Genomic DNA, 22,744 nt, shown 5'->3' on the forward strand with positions numbered 1-22,744 from the left:
GGAAAGCCCTTATAACCGGGTCCAGGACTGGTGCGCGCAGATATGATGCTCGCACCCTTTGACCTTGAGCGTATCGCCCTGCAAGGTCATCTGCGGTACCGCGTCCACATTGATCAACGGCACCCAGAACTCACCGCCGCCATAGCTACCGCCGCCTTGGCTGGACACGTCCCAGAACAGCTTTTTGCCAATATTGGGCGTCTGCACCTCTTTCCCCGAGGAATCATAGGCCGACAGAATCTGACCGCAGAATTTGTCGCCGCACGCAGTGATCTTGATATGCGAGGTTAGGTTCTTGCGGTCCGGTTCAGTCTTCCACACTCCGACAATCGGATCATCTGACGCGAGCGCTGGCATCGCGCTCAGAACAATTGCGGCAACTGCCAGTTTCAAAGCAATACGCATCACCAGACCTCTAACCATTGGGGGCAGTATAACAGGTTATGCAGCTTGGGCATCCGATTGCTGACGGCTCCACAACTGGGCGTAGCGGCCCTGACGTTCCAGCAGCTCGTCATGGGTGCCCTGCTCCAGAATCTCACCTTGTTCCAGCACCACGATCCGGTCCGCTTCGGCGATGGTACTCAGACGGTGGGCGATGGTCAGAACCGTGCGCCCTTCGCCCGCGCGCGCTAGCGCATCTTTGATGTCCTGCTCGGTGTCTGTATCCAGCGCCGAGGTCGCCTCGTCCAGCAACAGGATCGGCGGGTTCTTGAGCAAAGTACGTGCGATCCCGACGCGCTGCTTTTCTCCGCCCGACAGCTTCAGGCCGCGTTCGCCGACCTTCGTGTTATAGCCTTCGGGCAGTGTCACGATGAAGTCGTGAATCTGCGCAGCCCTTGCGGCGGCCTCAACATCCTCTTGCGTAGCGCCATCGCGGCCATAGGCGATGTTGTAGCGGATCGTGTCGTTGAACAGGACGGTGTCCTGCGGCACCACTCCGATCGCTGAATGCAGGCTGGTTTGCGAGACATCCCGCACATCCTGCCCGTCAATCTTCAGCGCCCCACCTGTCACGTCATAGAAGCGGAACAACAGCCGCCCAATGGTGGATTTGCCCGAACCTGTCGCCCCAACGATGGCCACCGTCTGCCCCGCCGGTACGGTCAGCGACACTCCCTTCAGGATTTCCCGGTCCGCGTCATAGCCAAAGCGCACATCCTGCAATGTCACTTCGCCGCCCGTCACCTTTAGCGCGGGCGCATTGGGCTTATCCGTCACCTCGGCGGGTTGTTCCAGCAGATCGAACATCTGCCCCATATCGACCAGAGCCTGCCGGATCTCACGATAGACCGTGCCCAGAAAGTTCAGCGGCACGGTGATTTGGATCATGTAGGCGTTGACCATGACGAAATCACCCACCGTCAGCGCTCCATTCTGCACGCCGATTGCGGCCAAAACCATGACCCCGATCAGCCCGCAAGTGATCAGGAACGACTGTCCGAAATTCAAAAAAGCCAGCGAATACGCCGTCTTGAGCGCTGCCCCCGCATAGGCCTTCATAGACACATCATAGCGTTCAGCTTCGCGCGTTTCGGCGTTGAAATATTTGACGGTTTCGAAGTTCAGCAGGCTGTCTATGGCACGTTGATTGGCCTCGGTGTCCTGATCGTTCATCTCCCGGCGCAGTTTCACCCGCCATTCGGTCACGGCAAAGGTGAACCAGATGTAAAGCGCGATGGTGACGGCTACCACGACCAGATACCACACGTCGAACAGCCACATCAGAATGATCGCGACCAGCAACAGTTCGAGTATCAACGGCCCGATGGAGAACAGCAGGAACCGCAAAAGAAACTCGACACCCTTCACACCGCGCTCGATGATGCGGCTCAGGCCGCCGGTGCGGCGGGTCACGTGATAGCGCATCGACAGTTGGTGTATGTGCTGGAAGGTCTCTAGCGCCAAGGCGCGCAGGGCGCGTTGACCCACGGGTGCAAAGGCCGCGTCGCGCAGCTGCTGAAAGCCAACATTCATCATGCGTGCGATACCATAAGCAATGGTCAGTCCGACGGCCCCCAACGCCAGCGGCGGCACGCCGTCTCCGGCCAGGCTGTCCACCGCATCGCGATAAAGGATGGGAGTGCACACCGCGATCACCTTGGCCAGCACCAGCATTGCCATGGCGATCACAACACGCCGTTTCACCCAAGGCTCATCATCCGGCCAAAGGTAGGGCGCGACCTTGCGGATCGTGCGCCAACCCGACCGTCGCTCGTCGGTTTCAGGCATATCTGCGGATTGCATAGGGGCTGCTCGTCTCATCACGTACCAGAACTGCGGTCAGAGATTGGCCCCTGACCCAAGAGGGCCAGAGGTACAGGATTATTCAGGAATGGTGAAGACCTGCCCCGGATAGATCAGATCGGGGTCTCGGATGGCGCTGCGGTTGGCCTCAAACACGCGCACAAACAACAGACCGTCACCATAACGTTCCCGCGATATCGCCCAGAGCGTATCACCCTCTTGCACGGTAACGGACCGGATAGCCGGGGCCGCAGCCGCGGCTGCGGCCGCGTTGGACGCCTCGGCCGCGCGCAGAACCTCCAGCGGTTCGCGTTTGAACGGCGTCTCCAGCCGGCTGACAACGGTGCCGTCAGAGCCCACCTCATCCACGCGCAGAGTATAGACGCCGGGATCGACATCCTCCAGCTCACTGCGCCATTTGCCGTCATCGGCAGGCGGCAGGTCATCCACCAACTTATTGTTGAGGTAAAGCCGAACGACCGAGCCATCCGGCACGCGCCCGGTCAGCTCCACATCTCCAGTGTCCGAATACCCAATCGTATCCAGTGCTACCTGATCCGCGTCCTCCTGAGGTGTTGCAGGCTGCACCAGCTCGACCCCATCTTCACCTGAGCGCAGGATTGCAACCTGCTGTTCCGGTTCCTCTATTTTGGGCTCTGGTTCCACTGCGGCGATTTGCTCATCCGCCGCTGGTTCTTCCGGAGCTTCAGCAGCCTGTTCTTCCTCGGACGCAGTGTTCTCGGCAATCTGTGTGCCTTCATCCGCCGGTGGCGCATCGTCTTCCTGCACCGTCGCCGGGGGTTCATCCTGGACCGGTTCAGCCTCCACCACAGGTTTGGGCAAGGCTGCGATCAGGTAGTCATCCGAGCGCACGGGCTGATCTTGCCCATCGGTTTCAAGCGTCAAACCACGCGCCACACTGGAAAACGGGATCAGGACGAACTCGGCAAACTGTCCGCTGCGATCCACGGTGAAACTGTGCACCGTTTCACCATCCAGCAGCACTCGCACCACCGAGCCCGGCTCGGCATTACCCGACAGCACCGCGTTACCGTCGGGCTCGACAAAGATCTGATCAAGGCTGGGCGGGATTGTCTCAGGCGCGGCCTCGGCCGTGTCTTCCGGTACTGGTTCAGCCTCAGCCGGCGCAGCATCCTCAGCCACCTCCGGCTCCGACGGCGCGGTCGTCTCGGGCTGCGTTGAAGCAACGGGTTCTTCGGACGTGGCCGGTTCCTCCTCCACGACCGGCGCTTGCGCGCTTTCGGTCGGCGCGGGCTGTTCGGGGTTGGCTTCTGCTTGTGGCGCAGGGTCTTCGGCCACAGGATCGAACGCGCCGGACAGATAGGCCCCGCCCGCCCCGATCAAAACCACTATTCCGGCGATCACCCCCCAGGTGAAAGTACCGGAGCTTTCGCGTCCAGACTGATCGTCCATTCTTTTCCTTCCACTCCGCAGCGCAAATGCTTTGACTTCCACGCATTCTGCCTGACGGTTGAGCCAATCTATCAATCTCGCTATCAGGGGTCAAAACCCCAGATACAACCCCGGAGAGCCTATATAATGACCCAGAAATCTGTCTGTGTGTATTGCGGGTCACGCAATGGTGTTAATGCGGCTTATGCGCAGGCTGCACACCGGTTCGGACAGTTGCTGGCACAAGAAGGCTGGCGACTGGTCTATGGCGCCGGAGATGTAGGTCTGATGGGCGAGGTTGCCCGCGCCACGCAGGACGCTGGTGGCGACACGTTCGGCGTCATCCCCGTGCACCTGCTGCAACGCGAGGTTGGCAAGACCGATCTGACCCGCTTTGTCGTGACCGAAACGATGCACGAGCGCAAAAAGGTCATGATCATGAACGCGGATGCGGTCGTTGTGCTGCCCGGCGGCCCTGGCTCGCTTGACGAGCTGTTCGAGGCGCTGACATGGCGGCAGTTGGGCCTGCATGACAAACCCATTCTGGTGATAAATGTGGATGGCTACTGGGACGCGCTGCACGATCTTGTGCAGCAGGTCATAGGTCAGGGCTTTGCTGATGCATCGCTGGGTGATTTCATCACATGGGTCGATGGGCCGGATGCAGCCATGGTCAATCTGCGGCATTTGTTGGAACCCAGCATAGGGTAAGCAGGCGACCACGTCACCTGCTTTCAAAACTCCGCTTAAGTCGCTGGTTTCAAACGATTGATCAGCACCTGCTCGACCTTGTGGAGCGGATGATTTGTCAACGTCTTGTCGACCTCGGCGACCACTTTGCTCAGCACCTCTCCATGAAGGCGACGGCGCAACAGGCCCAGAACATGCGGACTGGCGACCAAAACAAGGCGTTGATACGCGCCTTTCAGCCCCTTGCGGTTCAACAGATTGGCCACATCCTGCACGAACAGGGATTTCGCATGCGCTTTCCACTTGGGTTCTTCAACGGCAGATTTCTGGTTCGGACCCGAATCCGCCCGCCGTCCCGCCCGGTCCGAGGGCTTGCTGCTGGCCCCATCGGTTTCTTCAACGGAGACAACCACCAGATTGGGGTCTTCGGCATCGGTGATATTCTCCATGAACAAAGCCTTTTCGCCATCTGCGATGACAATCCAAGTTCCCTGTGAAAGTGCAACCATCGTTTTCTCCTGCTATGGTTTTATGTGACCATCCCTTATTCAACAGACATAGGCATCCCGTTGCGTACCAACGGTTTTTCGGCACGCTGTTTAAGTGTTTTTAGTAGATTGGCGGTTCTCTCCCTCCGCTCTATATAGCTAGGGACGACCGGGGCCCGTACAATATGTTTTGTGATGAATTCGAATTTTTCGGCGGGAATCTTCCGACAGGCAGATTATAAGAAAATTGAAGCGGTAACACGCGTTCCAACCAATAGGTTGCGCACACTTTTGCGAACAATCCAATCAAGCGTAACGACTGTACAAACAAGCGAAAGGTTCCATTCCTAAAAATTAGTTACTCGCTAACCAGAAATTAAGTTGTTTGGCAGCCGGTATTTTCCTCGTTTAATGTCACTACTCCATAAACGAGCGATTTTGGACACTATTTTCTTGTCAAACGTGAACTCTAGTTTTTGTTTTGGTGGGGCTCCGTTCTTCTCTGTGAACATGTAGTCCCCAACATTTTCGTGATTGTTGGGGCGAGATTTCCACAGATCCGAGAATTTTGGCAATCGTTCGTCCAAAACACTTACTAAAGTGTCAAGTTCATCTTCGATCTTAAAAACTTGCGTCGAATTGAATAGACTAACTGGACGAGCATACGAAGAACATCGATAGTAACGCGACCATTCCTCGAACTTCGACTTGGAACGGTGCCATGACCAACCTTTTGACGAACCGTATAGCCAATCCGATTGGCTCAAGTGCCCACTCTCCGGATCGTACGCCGGGTCCCACCATGGCCGTCCATTGGCGTCATATCTTGCGAACTTAAAGTGCGACTTAACTCTCAGCCAGGGATTTCGGATAGTAGTAAAAACAAAAGCGTCGCCAAGCGAAATTCCAAGAGAATTGAGCTTGTTTTCCATAGCACGGCGGTTGGGATGTTCTTCCCAGTCCGATGAGCCGACAATGCCATAGTCGGCATGTCTCTTGTAGGAAATGCCATTTAAGTAGCAATAGTCGTGCAATGCGTTACATATTGTAACGCTCCCGGCTTTTGGTGCGTTTAGGTAAAGAACCTTATGCTGAGGCAGCCATATCATCGCGTAGAAGTCCTTGATTCTAAACCATTGGAAATGCACTGGTTTTACATCTCGGTGCTTTGCATCACAATGGTCTCTTGTGGCTAAAGTCGGAGCGTTGGTTCACTTGCCGCAATTTGGATCACGGCAAAAAGTTTGCCAACTCCAAAAAATGTGCGCCTGATAAAGTCTTGTGTTTCTGTAATGCTTCATCTTTGCTAAAATCTCTGTCCGGTCGTAGGAACGATAAAAGCTCCGCCAAGGCCTGGACCACCTCGAACAACTTACAACTGAATCAAAAAAGGCCCACTCACTTACGCAAGTAGGCCCTCAAAAAAGTACTACCGGTCAGCCGATCACATCCGCGAGGCGACGTTTTCCCAGTTGACCAGATTGTCCAGGAAGTTTGTCAGGTAGGCCGGACGCTTGTTGCGGAAGTCGATGTAGTAGGAATGCTCCCACACATCGCAACCCAGCAACGCAGTCTGACCAAAGCACAGCGGGTTCACGCCGTTTTCGGTCTTGGTGACAGCCAGCGAGCCGTCTGCGTTCTTGACCAGCCACGCCCAGCCCGAGCCGAACTGACCGGCACCTGCAGCGCTGAATTGCGATTTGAATTCGTCGACCGAGCCAAAGCTTTCGACCAGAGCCTTCTCCAGCTCACCGGGCATGGCGCTCACGCCGGGGCCCATCATCTCCCAGAACTGGTTGTGGTTCCACAACTGGCTGATGTTGTTGAAGATACCGTTCTGAGCGACAGCATTTGCGTCATAGGTGCCCACGATGATCTCTTCCAGCGACTTGCCGTCCCATTCGGTGCCAGCGATCAGCTTGTTGCCGTTGTCGACATAGGCCTTGTGGTGCAGGTCGTGGTGATATTCCAATGTTTCCGCGGACATGCCCTTGGCTGCCAGCGCGTCATGTGCATAAGGAAGATCAGGAAGTTCAAAAGCCATCTCGGCCCCCTGTTGAAATGATTGTTGCGGTTCCAAAGGTTAAATGCTTTGGCAACGGCCATAGGTCAAGGGCAGAGATCACAAAACCGAAAGGTCCGCGATGCTTACACAGGCGCGCAAGATGTTTTACCGCGCCCGCGGGTACTATGCTGGGTCCCTGAATGGTGAAGCGTTTCACCTGGATCCCTATCACTCGAAATTCTGGCGCAGGGCAACTGCAGGAAAGTGGGAGCCAGAGACATTCGCGGTTCTGGATGAGCACCTTTCACCCGACCGCGACTATCTGGATATCGGTGCGTGGATCGGGCCAACGGTTCTGTATGGCGCACGCCGTGCACGGCAGGTCTGGTGTTTCGAGCCTGATCCCACGGCGTTCCGCTATCTGGCGTGGAACCTGGATCTGAATGACATCCGCAATGTCTCGGCCTTTGGGGTGGCCTTGTCGGATCAGTTCGGCGTCGCCCGTATGGCCTCAGTCCGGGGTGAGCCCGGCGATTCCACCAGCTCGCTGCTGCATGATGGCGCTCATGGTACTGACGCGCTGACCATCGCTTGGGATCAATTCCAGGCGGTGAATGACCTGTCCCAAGTGTCACTGGTCAAGATGGATATTGAGGGCGCCGAATTCACCGTGCTGCCCAGCCTGATATCATTTCTGGAGGAACACCGTCCGGCCCTGTACCTGTCGACCCACGCGCCTTTGTTGCCAGAGGAGCAGCGCGCCGACAGGATGGCAGCACTGGCGCAACTCTTGTCATTCTATAAGTCCTGCAAGGATGCGACCGGGGCCGAGGTCGGATTGCAGTCCTTTACCTCAGCCCCTGCCCTGACCGGTTTCCAAACATTCCTTCTGAACGGCTAAATGCCGATCTGACGTTCCTTCGTTCAATACAGGTTCGGACTGGGAACCGGTTTACACCGTCCGACACCACTGGGGCGGTTTACAACGTCCACCATTGGAAACCGGGCTGTCATGTCAAACTTGTTTGTCTTCGGGTCCAGACGCGCCATGTAGGACACCCGAAGCTTTTGGGTCGTGCTGGTCGACAGCGTCACTTTCCATTGCATCTGATACTGGTCTTTTCGGTTGACCTTGAATTTTGTGTCCATCGGTTTTTCATCCGACCAGCCTTTGTATTCGTTGTACGAGGCAATCGCCCCATCGTAGGCGCGCGCGCGCTTGTTGTCGGCATCCACGCTCAGCAATACCCGAGGGGGAATCCAGCCCTGCGCTTCCATGCTATGCAATTCACAGTCATAGTTTACAATTTCCGCCTGAGCCATTGTTCCGGCGATAGAAAATGCCAGCGCGACGAGTGCAACTTTCATCTATATTTTTCCTTCATTTGGTTAATTTGGTGTAGGAACTGCTCTGCAATTCCCCTCTGCGAAACCGGTACGTGAAAATACAGCAAGGTAGGATTCCGACCGGGCTGTCGCTTTCATATTTTTGCGATCCAAGAAAACCGCGAACTCTTGATCCTTCAGATCAACAACGTCCGAGCGTGATGCATTGGAAGAAAGAGTGCGCCCTGTATCAGAATAGACATAGTCTTTTCCGGACCACGCGATTGACAGGTTTCGGACGCCGTCGCGCTTGATGCGGGCGTGCCCAGGCAGTGTATCGACATTTGGCAGCTGCACCTCGTGAAGATAGGCAGATCGGCCATATTCATCGACTGAAAAGACAAGATGCTGAGGCGTAGGGCTGCTGACAATACCCGGACCGAAATCGCACTCGAACGTCTCTTTGAAAGTTTGAGAGAGTGAAGCGACCGGGATGATGGTTAAAGCACCAATGAGAGCAATTGCGCTTGAATTTGGCCTCACTTGCCAACCTTTTCGCTATTCAACTTGAAAACTCAATCTCAACGCAGGTCCCGTTCGCATTGCCATCATGGGACGTCTGCACATTGGATCTTGAACTCGCAATTGCGCGCATAGTCTGGCGATTCAAAAAGATTGAAAATTCTTGACGCCCAATATCCAGAACTTTGGTTCTGGGGTCGCCAACCCTGGTACGACGACCGTTTTCGGAAAACGTATACAGCTCGCCGAACCAACTGAATGAAAGTAGACGATAGCTGGTTCTGTTGATCGAAGCCCAGGTTTTCGGAGTATTGATTCCCTGCATTTCAACTTCGTGAAGCACAATGGAACGTTGACTTTCATCAACTGAAAAAACGACTCGCGTTGGTGTTGGACGGTTTACCAGGCCTTTGCCGAAGACACATTCAAACGATTCTGCATATGTCTCGGAAGCGGCAAAGTTTGGCAGGCTCAGACCGGCAATGAAGCCATACACAAGTAATTTTGAAATTCTCATTACCGACGTCACTATTAATATTTCGTCTTTTGCTACCGCATAAGTCAGGCACCCGCAATGGGGGAAAAGAACGTAGCGCAGCACGACAATAAATTGTGCTGCAAAGTAGGCTCTACCGACTAATTGGGCGCTCAAAAAGAAAGGCCACCAGTACAAGACATGGTGGCCCTACTTCAAAACGATAAAGGTTCAGATTCAGTAGATCCCAACCTCGCTGCCCGGTTGCGCGGCCACTTTAAGCAAGTTGAACGCGTAATCCGCAGCCGAACGGAAACAGACAACGCGGAAAGTCTCAGTGTCGTCCATCCAGAACGCCCCGGCGATCTGTGCAAGGCGCGAGCGGCGGATTTGACCGGGTTGGAAGGCCTCGGCCGACAGCTCAACCGGGGCGATTTTGCCCAGAACCTCGCGGGAACTGGCGCCCGAGACACGGAACACAGCCCGCGCGTCCGACACGTTTACAGCCAACGAATGGGTGCCGCTTAGTGTCTTGGTCATGGCCGCCAGCTTGGCGTCGACTTCGGCATAGGGCACCAGCACTAGCAATTCGTCCGAGGACATCCAGCACACGCCGGACTCGCCTTCGACGAAAGCTTCGCGCTGACCGGGCATTTTTTGCCCGGTTGCGTCTTTGACGGCCTTCGCCAGCGCCTTATCGGACAGATCGCCGCGCAGCGTGATCATGCCTTGCAGGCCGCATTCTTCGACTTTGGCGATGCCCTCAAAGCTGGCGTGGTTCAGTGCGCTGATGGGTTCAGACATTCTGCTTCTCCCCGTCCTTGTCGAAGAAGATCTGGTCCACGATCTTCGCTTTGTAGATTTTTCCGTCGGTGCCCGGGAACTCGACAATCTCGCCCATCCGGTCAGGGCCGTGCTTGATCAGGCCCATGGCGATGCCTTTGCCCAGATTGGCCGAGTAATAGGTCGAGGTCACGCGCCCGATCATGTTGCGCTGACCGTTGGCATTGACGCCTTCGCCCACCGCATAGGCACCATCGGGAAGGACAGAACCATCCACAGTCTCAAGCCCGACCAGTTTCCAACGGTCCGGATCGGCCATGTGGCTGCGTGTATGAGCGCGTTTGCCCAGATAGTCCTCTTTCTTTTTCGACAGCGCCCAGTGCAGCCCCAGATCTTGCGGGATCACGGTGCCGTCTGTCTCGTCTCCGATCATGATAAAGCCCTTTTCGGCCCGCAGGATGTGCAGACATTCGGTGCCGTAAGGCATCACGCCGAATTCTTTGCCCGCGTCCATCAGAGCGTCCCAGAAGGCCTGACCCTGAGATGCGGGAACCGCGATCTCATAGGACAGCTCGCCCGAGAACGAGATGCGATAGGCCCGCGCGTCGAACGCGCCGATCTTGCCATCGCGCCATTCCATGAATGGCAGCGCCTCTTTCGACAGATCCATGCCGCCGCCCGCCTGTGCGTTCAGCTTGTCCAGCACCTTACGAGCGTTGGGGCCGACCACGGCGACCTGTGCGTATTGCTCGGTCACGTTGGCGACGTAGACTTTCCAGTCCCACCACTCGGTCTGCAGCCACTCTTCCATGTGACCATGGATACGCTCGGCACCGCCGGTGGTGGTGTGGCACAGCCATGTGTCCTCATCGATGCGGGCCACAACGCCGTCGTCGATCAGGAAGCCGTTTTCCGAGCACATCAGGCCATAGCGGCATTTGCCGACCTTCAGCGTGGACATCATGTTGGTATACAGCATGTCCAAGAACTTGCCCGCGTCGGGGCCCTTCACGATCAGCTTACCCAGCGTCGAGGCATCCAGCAGGCCGAGGTTTTCACGGGTGTTCTTCACCTCGCGATTGACCGCGTCATGCACGGATTCACCGGGACGAACATAGGCATAGGTCCGGCGCCAATGGCCGACCGGCTCCCAATCAGCGCCGTTCTTGTCGTGCCAATCATGCATCGGGGTTTGACGGATCGGCTGGAACACCTCACCGCGTGCTTCGCCGCCGATCGACGCCAGCGAGATGGGCGTATAGGGTGGGCGGAAGGTTGTGGTACCAACCTTCGGGATTTCGGAATCCAGCGCATCAGCAAGGATCGCCAAGCCGTTGATGTTGCTTAACTTACCTTGGTCGGTCGCCATGCCAAGCGTCGTGTAGCGCTTGGTGTGCTCAACGCTTTCGTAACCCTCGCGCGCGGCCAATTGTACGTCGGATACTTTGACGTCGTTCTGGAAATCCAGCCAAGATTTCATCCGCAAACCGATCTCGGCATTGGCGGGCATCAACCAAACCGCCGCCATAGGAGCCTCAGCCGTGGTCTCACCGACCGGAGCCTTGGTGCGTTTCGCTGTGAAACCAGCCGCCTTGGCTGCTGCCTTGCCCGCCGCATCCGCGTCGGTCAGAACATCGCCCAGCGCCAGCGGACCATTCGACGAGCCCGCGGCCAGCACGAACCCTTCACCATCAGCGCCCAGAGGAGGCCGCGACGGGTCAGGCCGGAAATGCGCCTGCGCCTCATCCCAGATCAGTTTGCCGCCGCAATGCGACCACATATGAACGACCGGAGACCAGCCGCCCGACATGGCGACCGCGTCGCACTCGACCTCTTCGCGTGCACCGCCGATGCCTTCCTGATTGCACAGTTCGACCTTTTTGACGCGTTTGCCGCCCTTGACCTTGGCAATGGCTTTGCCCGGATCGACCTGAATGCCAAGCTGGCGCGCCTCATCGGCCAGCGGTCCGGCTGTCGTGCGCGCATCCACGATACGCAGAACCTCGACACCGGCCTGTTTCAGGATGATCGCAGTGCGATAGGCGTCATCATTGTTGGTCGCAACGATTACGCGGTCGCCGGGGGTCACGCCCCAGTTCACCACATAGTCGCGCATGGCCGAGGCCAGCATCACGCCCGGCACATCGTTGCCCGCAAAGGACAGCGGACGCTCGATCGCGCCGGTGGCAGTTACAACCTGTTTGGCGCGGATGCGCCACAGCCGGTGACGTGGGCCCTGAGTGCCCGGCTTGTGGTCGGTCAAACGCTCATATCCCAGCACGTAACCGTGGTCATAAACCCCGGCCCCCATGCAACGATTGCGCATCGTGACGTTGTCCATTGCTTCGAGTTCGGAAACCAATTGTTCCACGAACTTATCCACAGGCTCATCATTGATCGTACCACCGTCAACCGGAGCCCGGCCACCCCAATGGGCAGTCTGCTCGATCAGCATGACTTTGGCACCGGACGCGGCTGCCACTTTCGCAGCCTGAAGACCCGCTACACCGCCGCCGATTACCAGAACATCGGTGAAGTGGTAGAAGTGCTCGTACGTGTCCGCATCGCGGTTGTCCTTGTCAGGCGCTTTGCCAAGACCCGCGGACTGACGGATGAACGGCTCGTAGACGTGTTTCCAGAACGGCTTGGGATGAATGAACATCTTGTAGTAGAAGCCCGCCGGCAAGAAGCGCGACAGGTGGGTGTTGATCGACCCGATATCAAACTCGAGGTTCGGCCAGTGGTTCTGCGAGATCGAGGTCAAGCCATTGAACAGCTCGGTCGTGGTTGCACGCTGGTTCGGCTCGAACCGGTTGCCCTGCCCCAGACCGACCAGAGCGTTCGGCTCTTCCGCGCCGCTGGCGACAACGCCGCGCGGACGGTGATATTTGAACGATCGGCCCATCATCATTTGATCATTGGCCAGCAGAGCTGAGGCCAGCGTGTCGCCCTCATAGCCCTGCATCGAGGTGCCGTTGAAGCTGAATGTAACCTGTTTCGACCGGTCGATCAGCCGGCCTTGATTTGCGAGACGGGTGCTCATGTTGCGGACCTTTCGCAGGCGGAATTACGGGTGGCTGGTTGGATCATTCGAACTCTCTCCAGGTCCAGCCGGGGCGCTTGGCGGTGATCGCCTCGCGGATTTCTTGCGGAGGCTCGGTGGTCTGAGCGGAATAGGTACCGAAGACTTCGAGCGTGTTGGTGCAGCGCGCCGCATGGAACCACTTGCCGCAACCATTGGCGTGGCGCCAGCGTTCGAAGTGAACGCCTTTGGGGTTTTCACGCATGAACAGATAGTCGTGGAACTCATCATCCGACGAGCCGGGGCCATAGCGCTTGAGATGCGCCTCGCCGCCTGCGGCCAGTTCGGTTTCTTCGGCGTCGACGCCGCAATATGGGCAATTCAGGATCAGCATCTGGTCATCCTTTTGGCAGCAGGTACACGGCAGTGTCCTGCGAAATCAGCGTGTCGGGCGCGTAAGATTTTTCGACGAAAAATCTCATCAGTGCGCCACCCCGGCGGCGACGCTTTCGTCGATGAAGCGGCCCTCTTTAAAACGGTCCATCGTGAAGGCTTCGGTCAGCGGCGAATGACCCGTAGCCATCAGCTGCGCCATACCCCAGCCCGAGCCCGGAATGGCCTTGAAGCCGCCCGTGCCCCAACCAGCGTTGATAAAGCATCCACCCAGAGGCGTTTTCGACAGGATGGGTGAGCGGTCGCCGGTCATGTCCACAATACCGCCCCACTGGCGCAACATCTTCAGGCGCGAGATCATCGGGAAGGTCTCGACCAGCGCCCGCACGGTTTCCTCGATATGATGGAACGAACCGCGCTGGGTGAAGTTGTTGTAAGCGTCAGTGCCGCCACCGATGACCATCTCACCCTTATCGGATTGCGACATGTAGCCGTGCACAGTGTTGGCCATCACAACCACGTCCATGCAGGGTTTGATCGGCTCGGACACCAGCGCCTGCAGCGCCACGGCCTCAAGCGGCAAACGGAAGCCCGCCATCTCGGCCAGCTGACCGGAATGGCCCGCGACCACAATGCCCAGCTTGTCACAGTCGATCGCGCCTTTGGTGGTGTCGACGCCCACAACGCGGCCATTTTCCTGACGCACGCCGGTGACTTCGCATTGCTGGATGATGTCCATTCCCATGGCCGAACAGGCACGGGCGTAACCCCAGGCCACCGCATCGTGACGCGCGGTACCACCGCGTTCCTGCCAAAGACCGCCCAAAACCGGATAGCGCGGCCCGTCCAGATTGATGATCGGCACCAGCTCTTTGACGCGCTCGGGCGTGATCCACTCGGTCTTCACTCCTTGCAACGCGTTGGCATGGGCCGTGCGTTGATAACCGCGGATCTCGTGCTGTGTCTGCGCCAACATGATTACGCCGCGCGGGCTGAACATGATATTGTAGTTCAGATCCTGGCTCAGATCCTCGTAGAGGCTGCGTGCCTTTTCGTACAACGCCGCCGACGGATCCTGCAAATAGTTCGACCGGATGATGGTCGTGTTCCGGCCGGTATTGCCGCCACCCAGCCAGCCTTTTTCGATCACGGCGACATTCTGAATGCCGTAGTTTTTACCTAAGTAATACGCCGTAGCCAAACCATGACCACCGGCACCGACGATGATCACGTCGTATTTCCTCTTAGGCTCGGGCGAACGCCAAGCGCGTTCCCACCCGGTGTGATAGCGCAGCGCTTCACGCGCCACAGCAAAGGCTGAATAGTGTTTCATAAGCGAATCCATCCGGTTCGGTGATTGTGCGAAGGTATGCCGCGTAACGACACTATACCCCTGCCGTTCAACGCCGTAATATCGCACTATTGCGACATAGCGCCCAATATTGCGTGTTGTAATCGTCTCGCGGCCATTTGTCCCTTTTTTCTACGCGCCTGCAGGTCTAAGTCAGGGCAGCTATACTGGAGCTGTCATGACTTTCTGGGCCCTCTTGATCCTCACCGCGCTGCTGATTGCCGCGTTCCTTGGCTATGCGATGTTCAGGGGGCGTAAAAACCGTGAACCCGCCGCAACCTACGACCTGCGTGTGTATCGCGAGCAACTGGCAGGTGTTGATCGCGATCTGGCGCGGGGCGTCGTCAGCGAAGCGGACGCAGAACGTGTGCGAACCGAAATCTCGCGCCGCATTCTGGCCGCTGACGCGCAGATGCAGGCGCAAACGGATCAGGATGGACCGCCGCTCTGGGCCAATGTCGTCGCAATCTCGGTCGTTGCTGCCGTTTTAGTAGGCGGCGGATTCTGGATGTATCGCCAGATGGGCGCGGCCGGACTACCGGATCAGCCACTGGAGCTGCGCAAGGAGATGGCCGAAGCCTTACGGGCCGACCGCCCCAGCCAGGCTCAGGTCGAGGCCGACCTACCCGCCGCTCCACAGCCGCAACTGGACGAAAGCTACGCTGCCCTACTGGAGCAATTGCGTGAAACAGTCTCGACACGCCCCGACGACCTGCAAGGCCATATCCTGCTGGCGCAACATGAGGCAAACGCAGGGAATTTCCGGGCTGCCTACGCCGCGCAGCAGCGGGTGATCGAACTTTCCGGTGACGCCGCTCCGGCGGATGCCTATTCGCATCTGGCCGAGATGATGATCCTGTCGGCCAATGGCTATGTCTCGCCTGAGGCGGAAGAGGCGTTGAAGCAGGCATTGCAGCGTGATCCGCGTCATGGCCCTGCAAACTACTATCTGGGGCAAATGATGGTTCAGGTCGGACGTCCTGACATCGGCTATCGCATCTGGATCGACGCCCTGCGCGTCGCCCCACCCGGCGCGCCTTGGGTCGAGGCCATCTACGCCCAGCTTGACGATCTGGCTTTCCGGGCAGGCGTGTTTAACCCGCCAAATATCCCGGCACCGTCCGGCCCTAGCCGTGAAGACATCGACGCCGCCGCGGCTTTGACGCCAGAGGAACGGCAAGAAATGATCCAAGGCATGGTCAACCAGCTGTCAGATCGTCTGGCCACCGAAGGCGGTCCGGTCGAGGATTGGGCGCAGCTTATTGCCGCTTTGGGGGTTCTGGGTGAAGGCCAGCGCGCGATTGATATCATGAAAGAAGCCGTGGACATCTTTGCAGGCGATACCGAGGCGCTGGAACTGCTTGACGCAGCCGCGTTTCAGGCCGGGATCGCGCAATGATCCACGACGCGTTTGAAGATTTCGCATCGGCTCTTGCACCAATGACGGCGCTGATGGGGCTGGATCTGGGGGAAAAGACCATTGGGGTCGCGGTCTCGGACCGGATGCGCGGCGTGGCCAGCCCTCTGGAGACTGTTCGACGCAAGAAATTCACGCTCGATTCCGCACGCCTGCTAGAGCTGATTGCAGAACGTGAAATTGGCGGAGTTATTCTGGGCCTGCCAAAAAACATGGACGGATCCGAAGGCCCCCGGTGCCAGTCGACCCGCGCTTTTGCCCGCAATATGATGCGTCTGACCGATGTCCCCATCGGGTTCTGGGACGAACGCCTCAGCACTGTTGCGGCAGAAAAAGCACTGCTTGAGGCGGATACGACACGAAAACGTCGCGGACAGGTTATTGATCACGTCGCCGCCGGTTATATCTTGCAAGGAGCGCTGGACAGGCTGCGCTTTCTGTAAGGACGGATGACGCCTATGACAAACATGGTCTGGAAACGGAATGAGGTCGAAAGCCCTTGTGTCCAGATTTGCGTCGTGCACCCGACAGAGCGGATCTGCACCGGCTGCTATCGCACCATCGACGAGATCTCGCGCTGGTCCAAGATGGACAGTTCCGAACGTGCCGAGATCATGGAGTCCCTGCCCGACCGCAAGCCGCAGCTTGCAAAACGGCGGGGCGGACGGTCGGCGCGTCTGAACAAATCCTGACCCTACCTCCCCGGTTCCCGACCCCTGTGCCGCGCCAGCGCCGTTGCAGGTTGGTCTGAACTCCGAGGGGGTCAAGTTCGAAGACATTTTGTGAGTGAGTGGCAACCCACAACGGCGCGTTTCGGCATTTTTGTTGCCCCGCGTGGTCGACGGGGCAAACATTGGGACACTAGATTTATTCTGACTGGTCAATCAAGAACAACATGTCGCCAAATGGGCTGACTTGGCGTCAATCCGCCGATCCTGACACTAGCCAGCGGCAAGCCAGGTCTTTGCGTTATCTATCTCTTCTGCCGGGAAAAACTGGGTACGCGCACCCAGCACATGGCTTGCGACGCGTTGCGCCAGATGTTGCCATGCCTTGTCGCCCACGATAGCCGCGCGATCCAGCCGTCCGATATGGCCGCTTGCCAGTCGGAAATGCGCAGCTAAAGCCGTAAGGCCCCGCCAGCCGTCAAAAGCGCTGAGGTCGATCAGCAGACGAAACCCGGTCTTGTCGCGCAGCAGATCGTCCAGATGCGCCCCGGCCTTTTGGTATTCGTCGGGGTCCAGCTTGCCCAACAGGCTGATCTGAACACAGGGTCCGCCCAAATCGGTAACATGGATCGAGCCCAAGGATTCGCGCAACCACCGCCGCGCCTCTTCGATATCGGCCAGTTCGAAAACCTGCATTGGACAGGGCATGATCGGCGCGGCCAGACGAGTGCTGGTCTGCACCCACCCCTGATCAGCCACCACGGCGATCCGATCAAAGCCGCGCCAATGGCTGAGACCCAGCTTGGTATCCGACCACGCCGCCCCCAGGTCATAGCCCTTGAACTCGGGCTGAACGACGGCCATCAGGCGCACGTTCTCATGCTCTGCCAGCGCCGATTCGATCGCTGGAACAAGCGTTTCGCTGTAATCGGTGCTGGTGACTTCGCCGGACAGCTCGACCTCAATCTGCGCGCCGTCCGAACTTGTGTGAACCGTAATCATACCCCTAAACCTCCAAACCAAAACAATGGCGGCAGGTTACGGAGATTCGATCCACTCGGCCACACCCCCTGCGCATTCGGGGCGGAAATAGGCAATCATCCGACCGTCCGGCCCGGCATTTGCACCATCCGGCCACGGCGCGACCCCGTGCAGGCAATGGCGATGCAGCAAATACGCCTCGCCAGGTTTGGCGGGCAGTTCGATACGCGGGCAGGTGTCGAACACCTCGCGTCGGGTGGTTTGGTAGATGTCGGTGATATCCACCTCGTGCAGCCTGTCGCGGGGGTGATCCATCAGCCCTTCTGCAAAAGCGGTGCGCAGGATTTTGTGGCTGCCCTCCCACAGAACCATGGGTGAGGCATCAGCACTGGCATCGGTCAGCGGTATTCCCAATATCCACGCGTGCGGCTCATCCACGCGGCGGCGGCGGTCCGGTCCCGTCGGGCGCAGACCATCCACATGCGCCGCATCCCGATTGCGTCGATACCGCGCTGCGGCCTCATTCTCGCCCCGGCGCGGTTTGGGATAGCCGGGATAGATTATCGAGACCTGACCTTTGTGCAGCGGCAGCGTTCCGTACTGTTCGACAATAAACCCCATGGCCTGCCCGGACAGGATATCCGACTGCCCGACCCGTCCCTGCGCATCATTGTCCAGCGCATCGACGCCGATGAACCAAGTGCCCTCGCAATCCACCCATTGGGCATGGGCCGGGTCCGCCACCGAGGCGCGCGCCTGTGGTAAAGCGTGCCGCACCCAGTCAGCCAAAACCGGATCATACGGAAACTTCACCCAGCCCCTCTCGTGGAAATCCATCAAAGCCCCACCGCCTTGCGCAGCATGTTCAGCGCGACCAATGTCAGAAAGACCGCAAAGACCCTTTTGAGTGGTTTCGGGTCCATCGCATGGGCCAGTTTTACGCCCCAAGGCGCCGTAATCATGGTCATTGCGACCACGATGGCGAAAGCAACCAGATTGACCGCGCCAATGGTCAGCGGCGGGCGGTGTTCGGGCGCGATGCCCAGAAACAGAAAGCCGATGACCGACGGCACGGCGATGATTACACCAAACCCGGCAGCCGTCGCGACCGCACGGTGAATTGGCGTGTTGAACAGGCTCATAAGCGGCACGCCGAAACTGCCCCCTCCGATGCCCATCAGGACCGACAGGAACCCAACGCCCGGAGACAGGACCGCACGCCGCACGCCCTTGGGCATCGCGTCACCTAGCCGCCATTCCGACTTGCCCAACCCCAAATAGGCCCCTATTACCATCCCAAGTACGCCGAACAGCGCCTGCAAAGCCTCGGTTCGCAGGGCCGACGCCACCATCACGCCGAGGATTGCGCCCAGCGCGATGCCCGGCCCCCAGCTTTGCAGGATCGACCAATCCACCGCACCTTTCTTGTTATGGGCCAGAACCGAGCGGATTGACGTGACAATGATTGTGGCCAGCGAAGTTGCAAGACACAGCTGCATCAGTTGCGGACCGCCATAACCAAGCGTTTGAAACGCATAGAAAAAGGCCGGAACCAGAACGATCCCACCGCCAACACCCAGCAATCCGGCCAACACGCCCGCGAACGCTCCGATCACAAGCAAAAGTGCCAGCATCTGAACCAGCAATATCGTCTCTGGCATCTTTCCCCCATCCCGACCCAAAGGCCGCGTTTTGAATTCTCACGCGTCAGTCAAAGGCGCAACGCGGTCGAGCGCCTGCAACATGACCTCAGGCCCTGCCCCGTCCTGCACGGCCCCTTCGGACAAGGCCCGTCGCCAGGCACGCGCGCCGGGACGCCCAGCGAACAGACCCAGCATATGGCGGGTGATCTGATGCAAACGCCCCCCCGCGGCAAGGTGTTGCTCGACATAAGGCACAATTTTTTGAACCACATCGACCGGATCGGCGGCCTGCCCGACTCCGTAGATCAGCGGGTCCGCCTCTGCCAGAATATCGGCGGGCTGGTGATAGGCAGCTCGGCCGATCATGACACCATCCAGCCCTTGATCCAGATGCTCTTGCGCCTGTTTCAGCGAGATGATGCCGCCATTGATCGACACATGCATATCGCTGAACTGCGTCTTCATCCGGTGCACCAAATCATAATCGAGCGGCGGGATATCGCGGTTTTCCTTGGGGCTGAGCCCCTGCAGCCACGCCTTGCGCGCATGAATGGTGACGCGTTCGCACCCTGCCGCGCGGATGGTCTGAAGAAAGGCGGGCAGAACCTGCTCCGGGTCTTGATCATCAACGCCGATCCGGCATTTGACCGTGACCTCGACATCGACCGCCTCGCGCATCGCGGCCACGCATTCGGCCACGCGGGCCGGGTCTTTCATCAGCACCGCGCCGAATGTGCCCGATTGCACGCGGTCCGACGGGCAGCCGCAGTTCAGATTGATCTCATCGTACCCGACCTCGCCCCCCAGACGCGCGGCTTTCGCCAGTTCGGCGGGGTCCGACCCACCCAGTTGCAGCGCTACGGGATGTTCCTGTGGGCTATAGTCCAACAGATGCAGCGCCCCGCCGCGTACCAAAGCGGGGGCCGTGACCATCTCGGTGTAAAGCAGGGTCTCGGCGCTCAGCAGACGGTGCAGATACCGGCAATGGCGGTCTGTCCAATCCATCATGGGGGCCACGCTCAGGCGCGCTGCATTTCGTATTTCGTTCGTCACCAGGTTCGCCTTACACGCTCAAGAAAGGCACCTTTACAAAACATTTGGTGCCGAATTGCCGATTCGAGTGCGGCACCCTTTATCACATACGCTCGAAACGAACAGCAGCAGGCGACGAAACGCGGCCGCATTCGATCAAGGCCGGTCAACAGCCGAAAAGCGCGTCAGTTCTTTTCCGTATGGGTCACAGCGCGCCACCCCTTGGGCAAAGGGGCGCTCAGCAACTCATGCGCGCGGGTTTTCATGACTACCGACGCGGGGTCGCCGCCACGCAGTTGATCTGCCGCCTCAAACGCTGCAATCGCCTGCTCGAACCGTTTGGCCCGGTAATGTGCCAGCCCTTGTTCGTAGGCCACAATCCAGTCGTCAGGGGCGTCGAACCCATCTCGCATGCCGATCAGCTCATAAACCACCAGCTCCTGATCCCGCCCAAAGAGGGTCAGTGTGTCCAGTTCCCGCACGACAATCGCATCGCCCGACTCGCGCCGCGTTTCCGGGCCGATCAGGATCAAAGTACCAAAAGACCGGTTCGCCCCTTCCAACCGGCTGGCCACATTCACCACATCACCGATGGCCGTATAGTTGAGCCGCTGCTCCGAACCGATATTGCCCACCAGAGCTTCACCGCTGTTCAAACCGATGCGCACACGCAGGGGGTGCCCAGCGTCGTCCACGATACCGGCCTCATCGACAGCGGCGATCAGGTCCAACGCGGCGCGGCAAGCATTTTCGGCGTGATCGGCATCGGTACGCGGAGCGCCCCAGAACGCCATTACCGCATCCCCCATGAACTTGTCGATGGTGCCGTCATGGCGAGTAATCGCGGTAGATGCCGCGCTGAAAAACGGCTCCATCAATTGTACGATGCGCGGACCCAGCTTTTCGGACAGCCCAGTGAAGCCGGTCACATCGCAAAACAGGACTGAGATCCGTTTGATGTCCCCACCCGGTTGCGATTTGATGCCCTCGGCAACCAGCATGCGCACCAGATCGGTCGGGACATATTTGCGAAAAGCCGACAAACCGGCCGCCATGCTCGCAGTTGCAGCAGACAGATTGGCCAGTTCGGACAGCTTTGAGGGCCTGCGCGAGATTTCTTCGACGTCAAATCGTTCGATTTTGTTTAGGTCTTCGGCGATGCGCGCCAGCGGTTTGGCCACAATGCTGCGCGCCAGCCAGATCGTCGACCCGATGGCCAAAGTCACCACGACGATAAGAATATACAGCAGGTTGATCAGCGTCTTGTCGATCCCCGACAAGAACGCAGATTCCGGGATCACCGTGGCCACCCGCCAGCCATAAAACCCCAGCGGGGTCAGTGCGACCGCGTAGGGAACCCCGTCGATCACCACCCTCTGGTTCTGGCTGCCCGCCGCTTTGGCCTTGGAGCCGCCTAAAAGCTGTTCGCCCGAGATCATGGCAACTTCGTAAAGTTCGCCTTCGCCCATCCGCGCAGGCGTCACCTCATCCGCTTCTTGATCAGGAACAGCGATGACCTTGCCATCCGCGTCCAGAATAAAGGCCGCCCCGAACTCACCGGGGTTCAAAGTGGCCAGAAAGCGCGAAAGCCGGTCCGTTTCGATCGCGACGGCCAAGACACCTTCGCGTCTGCGGTTAACATCGACAGGTCCAGCAAACGCGTAAACGGTTTTGTTGCTGCCCGGCAAATCACGTGCTTCGATCCACCCCTGAGAGTTCAGACCCATGAAATTCCCAAACCACGCGTGGTCACGGGGGTCATAAGTGGTCTCCGAAAAGGTGCGCGCCTCAAACTGAATGTCGCCGGGGATGAAAATATACTGGTCCTTTCGCAACATGCGGTCGTGGATTTGGTCGTCAATTTCGACCATCTCAAGCCCACCATCACCCAGACGATGCGAGGCAAAGAAATTGCCGTCCGGCCAGCCAAAGAAAATCCACGAGATGTTGGGCTGTGCCTGCAATTGCGACAGAAACACGAATTCGCGCTTATCGGCCTGACGGGTCTCAATAACGTTTTGCACAAAGATCGTACGTACCGCGGCCCAGGCGGCCTCGGCCGAGCCCAGCGTCGCGCCCACCTCGGTACGCACGGTATTGGCGATCTGCGTGTTGATTTCTGCAGCCAGCATGCGGCTGTTATCGCGCGCCGTCGTCCACCACAAGGAATGGACCACAAACGTCGAGACGCCGATCGAGAAGGCAACCAGGATTGAGACAGCGATGCCGACGCTAAGTCGCATGAACGCTCCGAAAAAGTAACGTTTGACACAGTATTCCGTTCAGAA

General features: G+C 58.2%; 21 protein-coding genes. 5 read left to right on the forward strand and 16 right to left on the reverse strand.

The window, feature by feature from the left end:
• Positions 1-9 precede the first annotated feature (9 nt).
• From GOV79_RS05415 to GOV79_RS05425, 3 genes are all read right to left on the reverse strand, one after another.
• Positions 10-405, reverse strand: coding sequence for a DUF2147 domain-containing protein (locus tag GOV79_RS05415; protein WP_170788859.1), 396 nt, complete (start codon positions 403-405; stop codon positions 10-12).
• Positions 406-441: 36 nt separating this feature from the next.
• Positions 442-2,247 carry an ABCB family ABC transporter ATP-binding protein/permease gene (locus tag GOV79_RS05420; protein WP_269150117.1) on the reverse strand — a complete coding sequence of 602 codons (1,806 nt, stop codon included), beginning with the start codon at positions 2,245-2,247 and terminating at the stop codon, positions 442-444.
• Between the two features lie 78 nt (positions 2,248-2,325).
• Positions 2,326-3,681 (reverse strand): LysM peptidoglycan-binding domain-containing protein, encoded by a 1,356-nt coding sequence (locus tag GOV79_RS05425; protein WP_170788861.1) that lies wholly within the window; start codon positions 3,679-3,681, stop codon positions 2,326-2,328.
• Between the two features lie 126 nt (positions 3,682-3,807).
• Between GOV79_RS05425 and GOV79_RS05430 the strand changes: the two genes are divergently transcribed.
• The gene (locus tag GOV79_RS05430) at positions 3,808-4,371 is read left to right on the forward strand and encodes an LOG family protein (protein WP_170788862.1); all 564 of its coding nucleotides are present in this window, start codon (positions 3,808-3,810) and stop codon (positions 4,369-4,371) included.
• Between the two features lie 35 nt (positions 4,372-4,406).
• Here the strand turns inward: GOV79_RS05430 and GOV79_RS05435 are convergent, their stop codons facing one another.
• Both GOV79_RS05435 and GOV79_RS05440 read right to left on the reverse strand, forming a co-directional pair.
• Positions 4,407-4,859: a host attachment family protein gene (locus GOV79_RS05435; protein WP_170788863.1), complete on the reverse strand. Its 453-nt coding sequence runs from the start codon at positions 4,857-4,859 to the stop codon at positions 4,407-4,409.
• 1,423 nt (positions 4,860-6,282) lie between these two features.
• Positions 6,283-6,882 carry a superoxide dismutase gene (locus GOV79_RS05440; protein ID WP_170788864.1) on the reverse strand — a complete coding sequence of 200 codons (600 nt, stop codon included), beginning with the start codon at positions 6,880-6,882 and terminating at the stop codon, positions 6,283-6,285.
• A gap of 121 nt (positions 6,883-7,003) precedes the next feature.
• Between GOV79_RS05440 and GOV79_RS05445 the strand changes: the two genes are divergently transcribed.
• Positions 7,004-7,744: an FkbM family methyltransferase gene (locus tag GOV79_RS05445; protein ID WP_237217943.1), complete on the forward strand. Its 741-nt coding sequence runs from the start codon at positions 7,004-7,006 to the stop codon at positions 7,742-7,744.
• Positions 7,745-7,767: 23 nt separating this feature from the next.
• Here GOV79_RS05445 and GOV79_RS05450 read toward each other — a convergent pair whose 3' ends face one another.
• The 6 genes from GOV79_RS05450 to GOV79_RS05475 form a co-directional block, all read right to left on the reverse strand.
• Positions 7,768-8,211 carry a hypothetical protein gene (locus tag GOV79_RS05450; RefSeq protein WP_170788866.1) on the reverse strand — a complete coding sequence of 148 codons (444 nt, stop codon included), beginning with the start codon at positions 8,209-8,211 and terminating at the stop codon, positions 7,768-7,770.
• Between the two features lie 520 nt (positions 8,212-8,731).
• Entirely contained in the window at positions 8,732-9,343 is a 612-nt protein-coding gene (locus tag GOV79_RS05455) for a hypothetical protein (RefSeq protein ID WP_170788867.1), read from the reverse strand.
• 60 nt (positions 9,344-9,403) lie between these two features.
• On the reverse strand, positions 9,404-9,970 hold the full coding sequence (locus tag GOV79_RS05460; protein ID WP_170788868.1) for a sarcosine oxidase subunit gamma: 567 nt from the start codon (positions 9,968-9,970) through the stop codon (positions 9,404-9,406).
• A complete protein-coding gene (locus tag GOV79_RS05465; RefSeq protein WP_170788869.1) occupies positions 9,963-12,992 on the reverse strand; it encodes a sarcosine oxidase subunit alpha family protein in 3,030 nt (1,009 codons plus the stop codon). Before GOV79_RS05465 ends, GOV79_RS05460 begins: the two co-directional genes overlap by 8 nt.
• A 43-nt stretch (positions 12,993-13,035) precedes the next feature.
• Entirely contained in the window at positions 13,036-13,365 is a 330-nt protein-coding gene (locus tag GOV79_RS05470; RefSeq protein WP_170788870.1) for a sarcosine oxidase subunit delta, read from the reverse strand.
• An 87-nt stretch (positions 13,366-13,452) separates the two neighbouring features.
• Positions 13,453-14,697: a sarcosine oxidase subunit beta family protein gene (locus GOV79_RS05475; RefSeq protein WP_170788871.1), complete on the reverse strand. Its 1,245-nt coding sequence runs from the start codon at positions 14,695-14,697 to the stop codon at positions 13,453-13,455.
• Positions 14,698-14,893: 196 nt separating this feature from the next.
• Here GOV79_RS05475 and ccmI point away from each other — a divergent pair, with 196 nt between their 5' ends.
• The 3 genes from ccmI to GOV79_RS05490 are packed head-to-tail and all read left to right on the forward strand — an operon-like array spanning position 14,894 to position 16,824.
• The gene (gene ccmI / locus GOV79_RS05480) at positions 14,894-16,114 is read left to right on the forward strand and encodes a c-type cytochrome biogenesis protein CcmI (protein ID WP_170788872.1); all 1,221 of its coding nucleotides are present in this window, start codon (positions 14,894-14,896) and stop codon (positions 16,112-16,114) included.
• Complete coding sequence (ruvX, locus tag GOV79_RS05485) at positions 16,111-16,575, forward strand: Holliday junction resolvase RuvX (RefSeq protein WP_170788873.1); 465 nt, start codon at positions 16,111-16,113, stop codon at positions 16,573-16,575. Before ccmI ends, ruvX begins: the two co-directional genes overlap by 4 nt.
• 15 nt (positions 16,576-16,590) lie before the next feature.
• Positions 16,591-16,824, forward strand: coding sequence for a DUF1289 domain-containing protein (locus tag GOV79_RS05490; RefSeq protein WP_170770376.1), 234 nt, complete (start codon positions 16,591-16,593; stop codon positions 16,822-16,824).
• A gap of 249 nt (positions 16,825-17,073) precedes the next feature.
• Here GOV79_RS05490 and GOV79_RS05495 read toward each other — a convergent pair whose 3' ends face one another.
• From GOV79_RS05495 to GOV79_RS05515, 5 genes are all read right to left on the reverse strand, one after another.
• Positions 17,074-17,802: a SpoIIAA family protein gene (locus GOV79_RS05495; RefSeq protein ID WP_170788874.1), complete on the reverse strand. Its 729-nt coding sequence runs from the start codon at positions 17,800-17,802 to the stop codon at positions 17,074-17,076.
• A 36-nt stretch (positions 17,803-17,838) separates the two neighbouring features.
• Positions 17,839-18,618, reverse strand: a complete 780-nt coding sequence (locus GOV79_RS05500; protein ID WP_170788875.1) for a phytanoyl-CoA dioxygenase family protein — start codon at positions 18,616-18,618, stop codon at positions 17,839-17,841.
• Positions 18,618-19,442, reverse strand: a complete 825-nt coding sequence (locus GOV79_RS05505; RefSeq protein ID WP_170788876.1) for a sulfite exporter TauE/SafE family protein — start codon at positions 19,440-19,442, stop codon at positions 18,618-18,620. Before GOV79_RS05505 ends, GOV79_RS05500 begins: the two co-directional genes overlap by 1 nt.
• A gap of 39 nt (positions 19,443-19,481) precedes the next feature.
• Positions 19,482-20,477 carry a tRNA dihydrouridine(20/20a) synthase DusA gene (dusA, locus tag GOV79_RS05510; RefSeq protein ID WP_331252361.1) on the reverse strand — a complete coding sequence of 332 codons (996 nt, stop codon included), beginning with the start codon at positions 20,475-20,477 and terminating at the stop codon, positions 19,482-19,484.
• Between the two features lie 164 nt (positions 20,478-20,641).
• Positions 20,642-22,699 carry an adenylate/guanylate cyclase domain-containing protein gene (locus GOV79_RS05515; protein ID WP_170788877.1) on the reverse strand — a complete coding sequence of 686 codons (2,058 nt, stop codon included), beginning with the start codon at positions 22,697-22,699 and terminating at the stop codon, positions 20,642-20,644.
• Positions 22,700-22,744: the final 45 nt, after the last annotated feature.

It is taken from the genome of Ruegeria lacuscaerulensis (assembly GCF_013034745.1).
Lineage (GTDB): Bacteria > Pseudomonadota > Alphaproteobacteria > Rhodobacterales > Rhodobacteraceae > Ruegeria > Ruegeria lacuscaerulensis_B.

Bases quoted from the DNA above. Each gene is read 5' to 3' on its own strand.
- ruvX (WP_170788873.1), top strand. From the start codon at position 16,111: ATGATCCACGACGCGTTTGAAGATTTCGCATCGGCTCTTGCACCAATG.
- ccmI (WP_170788872.1), top strand. From the start codon at position 14,894: ATGACTTTCTGGGCCCTCTTGATCCTCACCGCGCTGCTGATTGCCGCG.
- GOV79_RS05435 (WP_170788863.1), bottom strand. From the start codon at position 4,859: ATGGTTGCACTTTCACAGGGAACTTGGATTGTCATCGCAGATGGCGAA.
- GOV79_RS05475 (WP_170788871.1), bottom strand. From the start codon at position 14,697: ATGAAACACTATTCAGCCTTTGCTGTGGCGCGTGAAGCGCTGCGCTAT.
- GOV79_RS05500 (WP_170788875.1), bottom strand. From the start codon at position 18,618: ATGGATTTCCACGAGAGGGGCTGGGTGAAGTTTCCGTATGATCCGGTT.
- GOV79_RS05495 (WP_170788874.1), bottom strand. From the start codon at position 17,802: ATGATTACGGTTCACACAAGTTCGGACGGCGCGCAGATTGAGGTCGAG.
- GOV79_RS05460 (WP_170788868.1), bottom strand. From the start codon at position 9,970: ATGTCTGAACCCATCAGCGCACTGAACCACGCCAGCTTTGAGGGCATC.
- GOV79_RS05470 (WP_170788870.1), bottom strand. From the start codon at position 13,365: ATGCTGATCCTGAATTGCCCATATTGCGGCGTCGACGCCGAAGAAACC.
- GOV79_RS05505 (WP_170788876.1), bottom strand. From the start codon at position 19,442: ATGCCAGAGACGATATTGCTGGTTCAGATGCTGGCACTTTTGCTTGTG.
- GOV79_RS05490 (WP_170770376.1), top strand. From the start codon at position 16,591: ATGACAAACATGGTCTGGAAACGGAATGAGGTCGAAAGCCCTTGTGTC.
- GOV79_RS05420 (WP_269150117.1), bottom strand. From the start codon at position 2,247: ATGCAATCCGCAGATATGCCTGAAACCGACGAGCGACGGTCGGGTTGG.
- GOV79_RS05440 (WP_170788864.1), bottom strand. From the start codon at position 6,882: ATGGCTTTTGAACTTCCTGATCTTCCTTATGCACATGACGCGCTGGCA.
- GOV79_RS05415 (WP_170788859.1), bottom strand. From the start codon at position 405: ATGCGTATTGCTTTGAAACTGGCAGTTGCCGCAATTGTTCTGAGCGCG.
- GOV79_RS05430 (WP_170788862.1), top strand. From the start codon at position 3,808: ATGACCCAGAAATCTGTCTGTGTGTATTGCGGGTCACGCAATGGTGTT.
- GOV79_RS05515 (WP_170788877.1), bottom strand. From the start codon at position 22,699: ATGCGACTTAGCGTCGGCATCGCTGTCTCAATCCTGGTTGCCTTCTCG.
- GOV79_RS05425 (WP_170788861.1), bottom strand. From the start codon at position 3,681: ATGGACGATCAGTCTGGACGCGAAAGCTCCGGTACTTTCACCTGGGGG.
- GOV79_RS05465 (WP_170788869.1), bottom strand. From the start codon at position 12,992: ATGAGCACCCGTCTCGCAAATCAAGGCCGGCTGATCGACCGGTCGAAA.
- GOV79_RS05450 (WP_170788866.1), bottom strand. From the start codon at position 8,211: ATGAAAGTTGCACTCGTCGCGCTGGCATTTTCTATCGCCGGAACAATG.
- GOV79_RS05445 (WP_237217943.1), top strand. From the start codon at position 7,004: ATGTTTTACCGCGCCCGCGGGTACTATGCTGGGTCCCTGAATGGTGAA.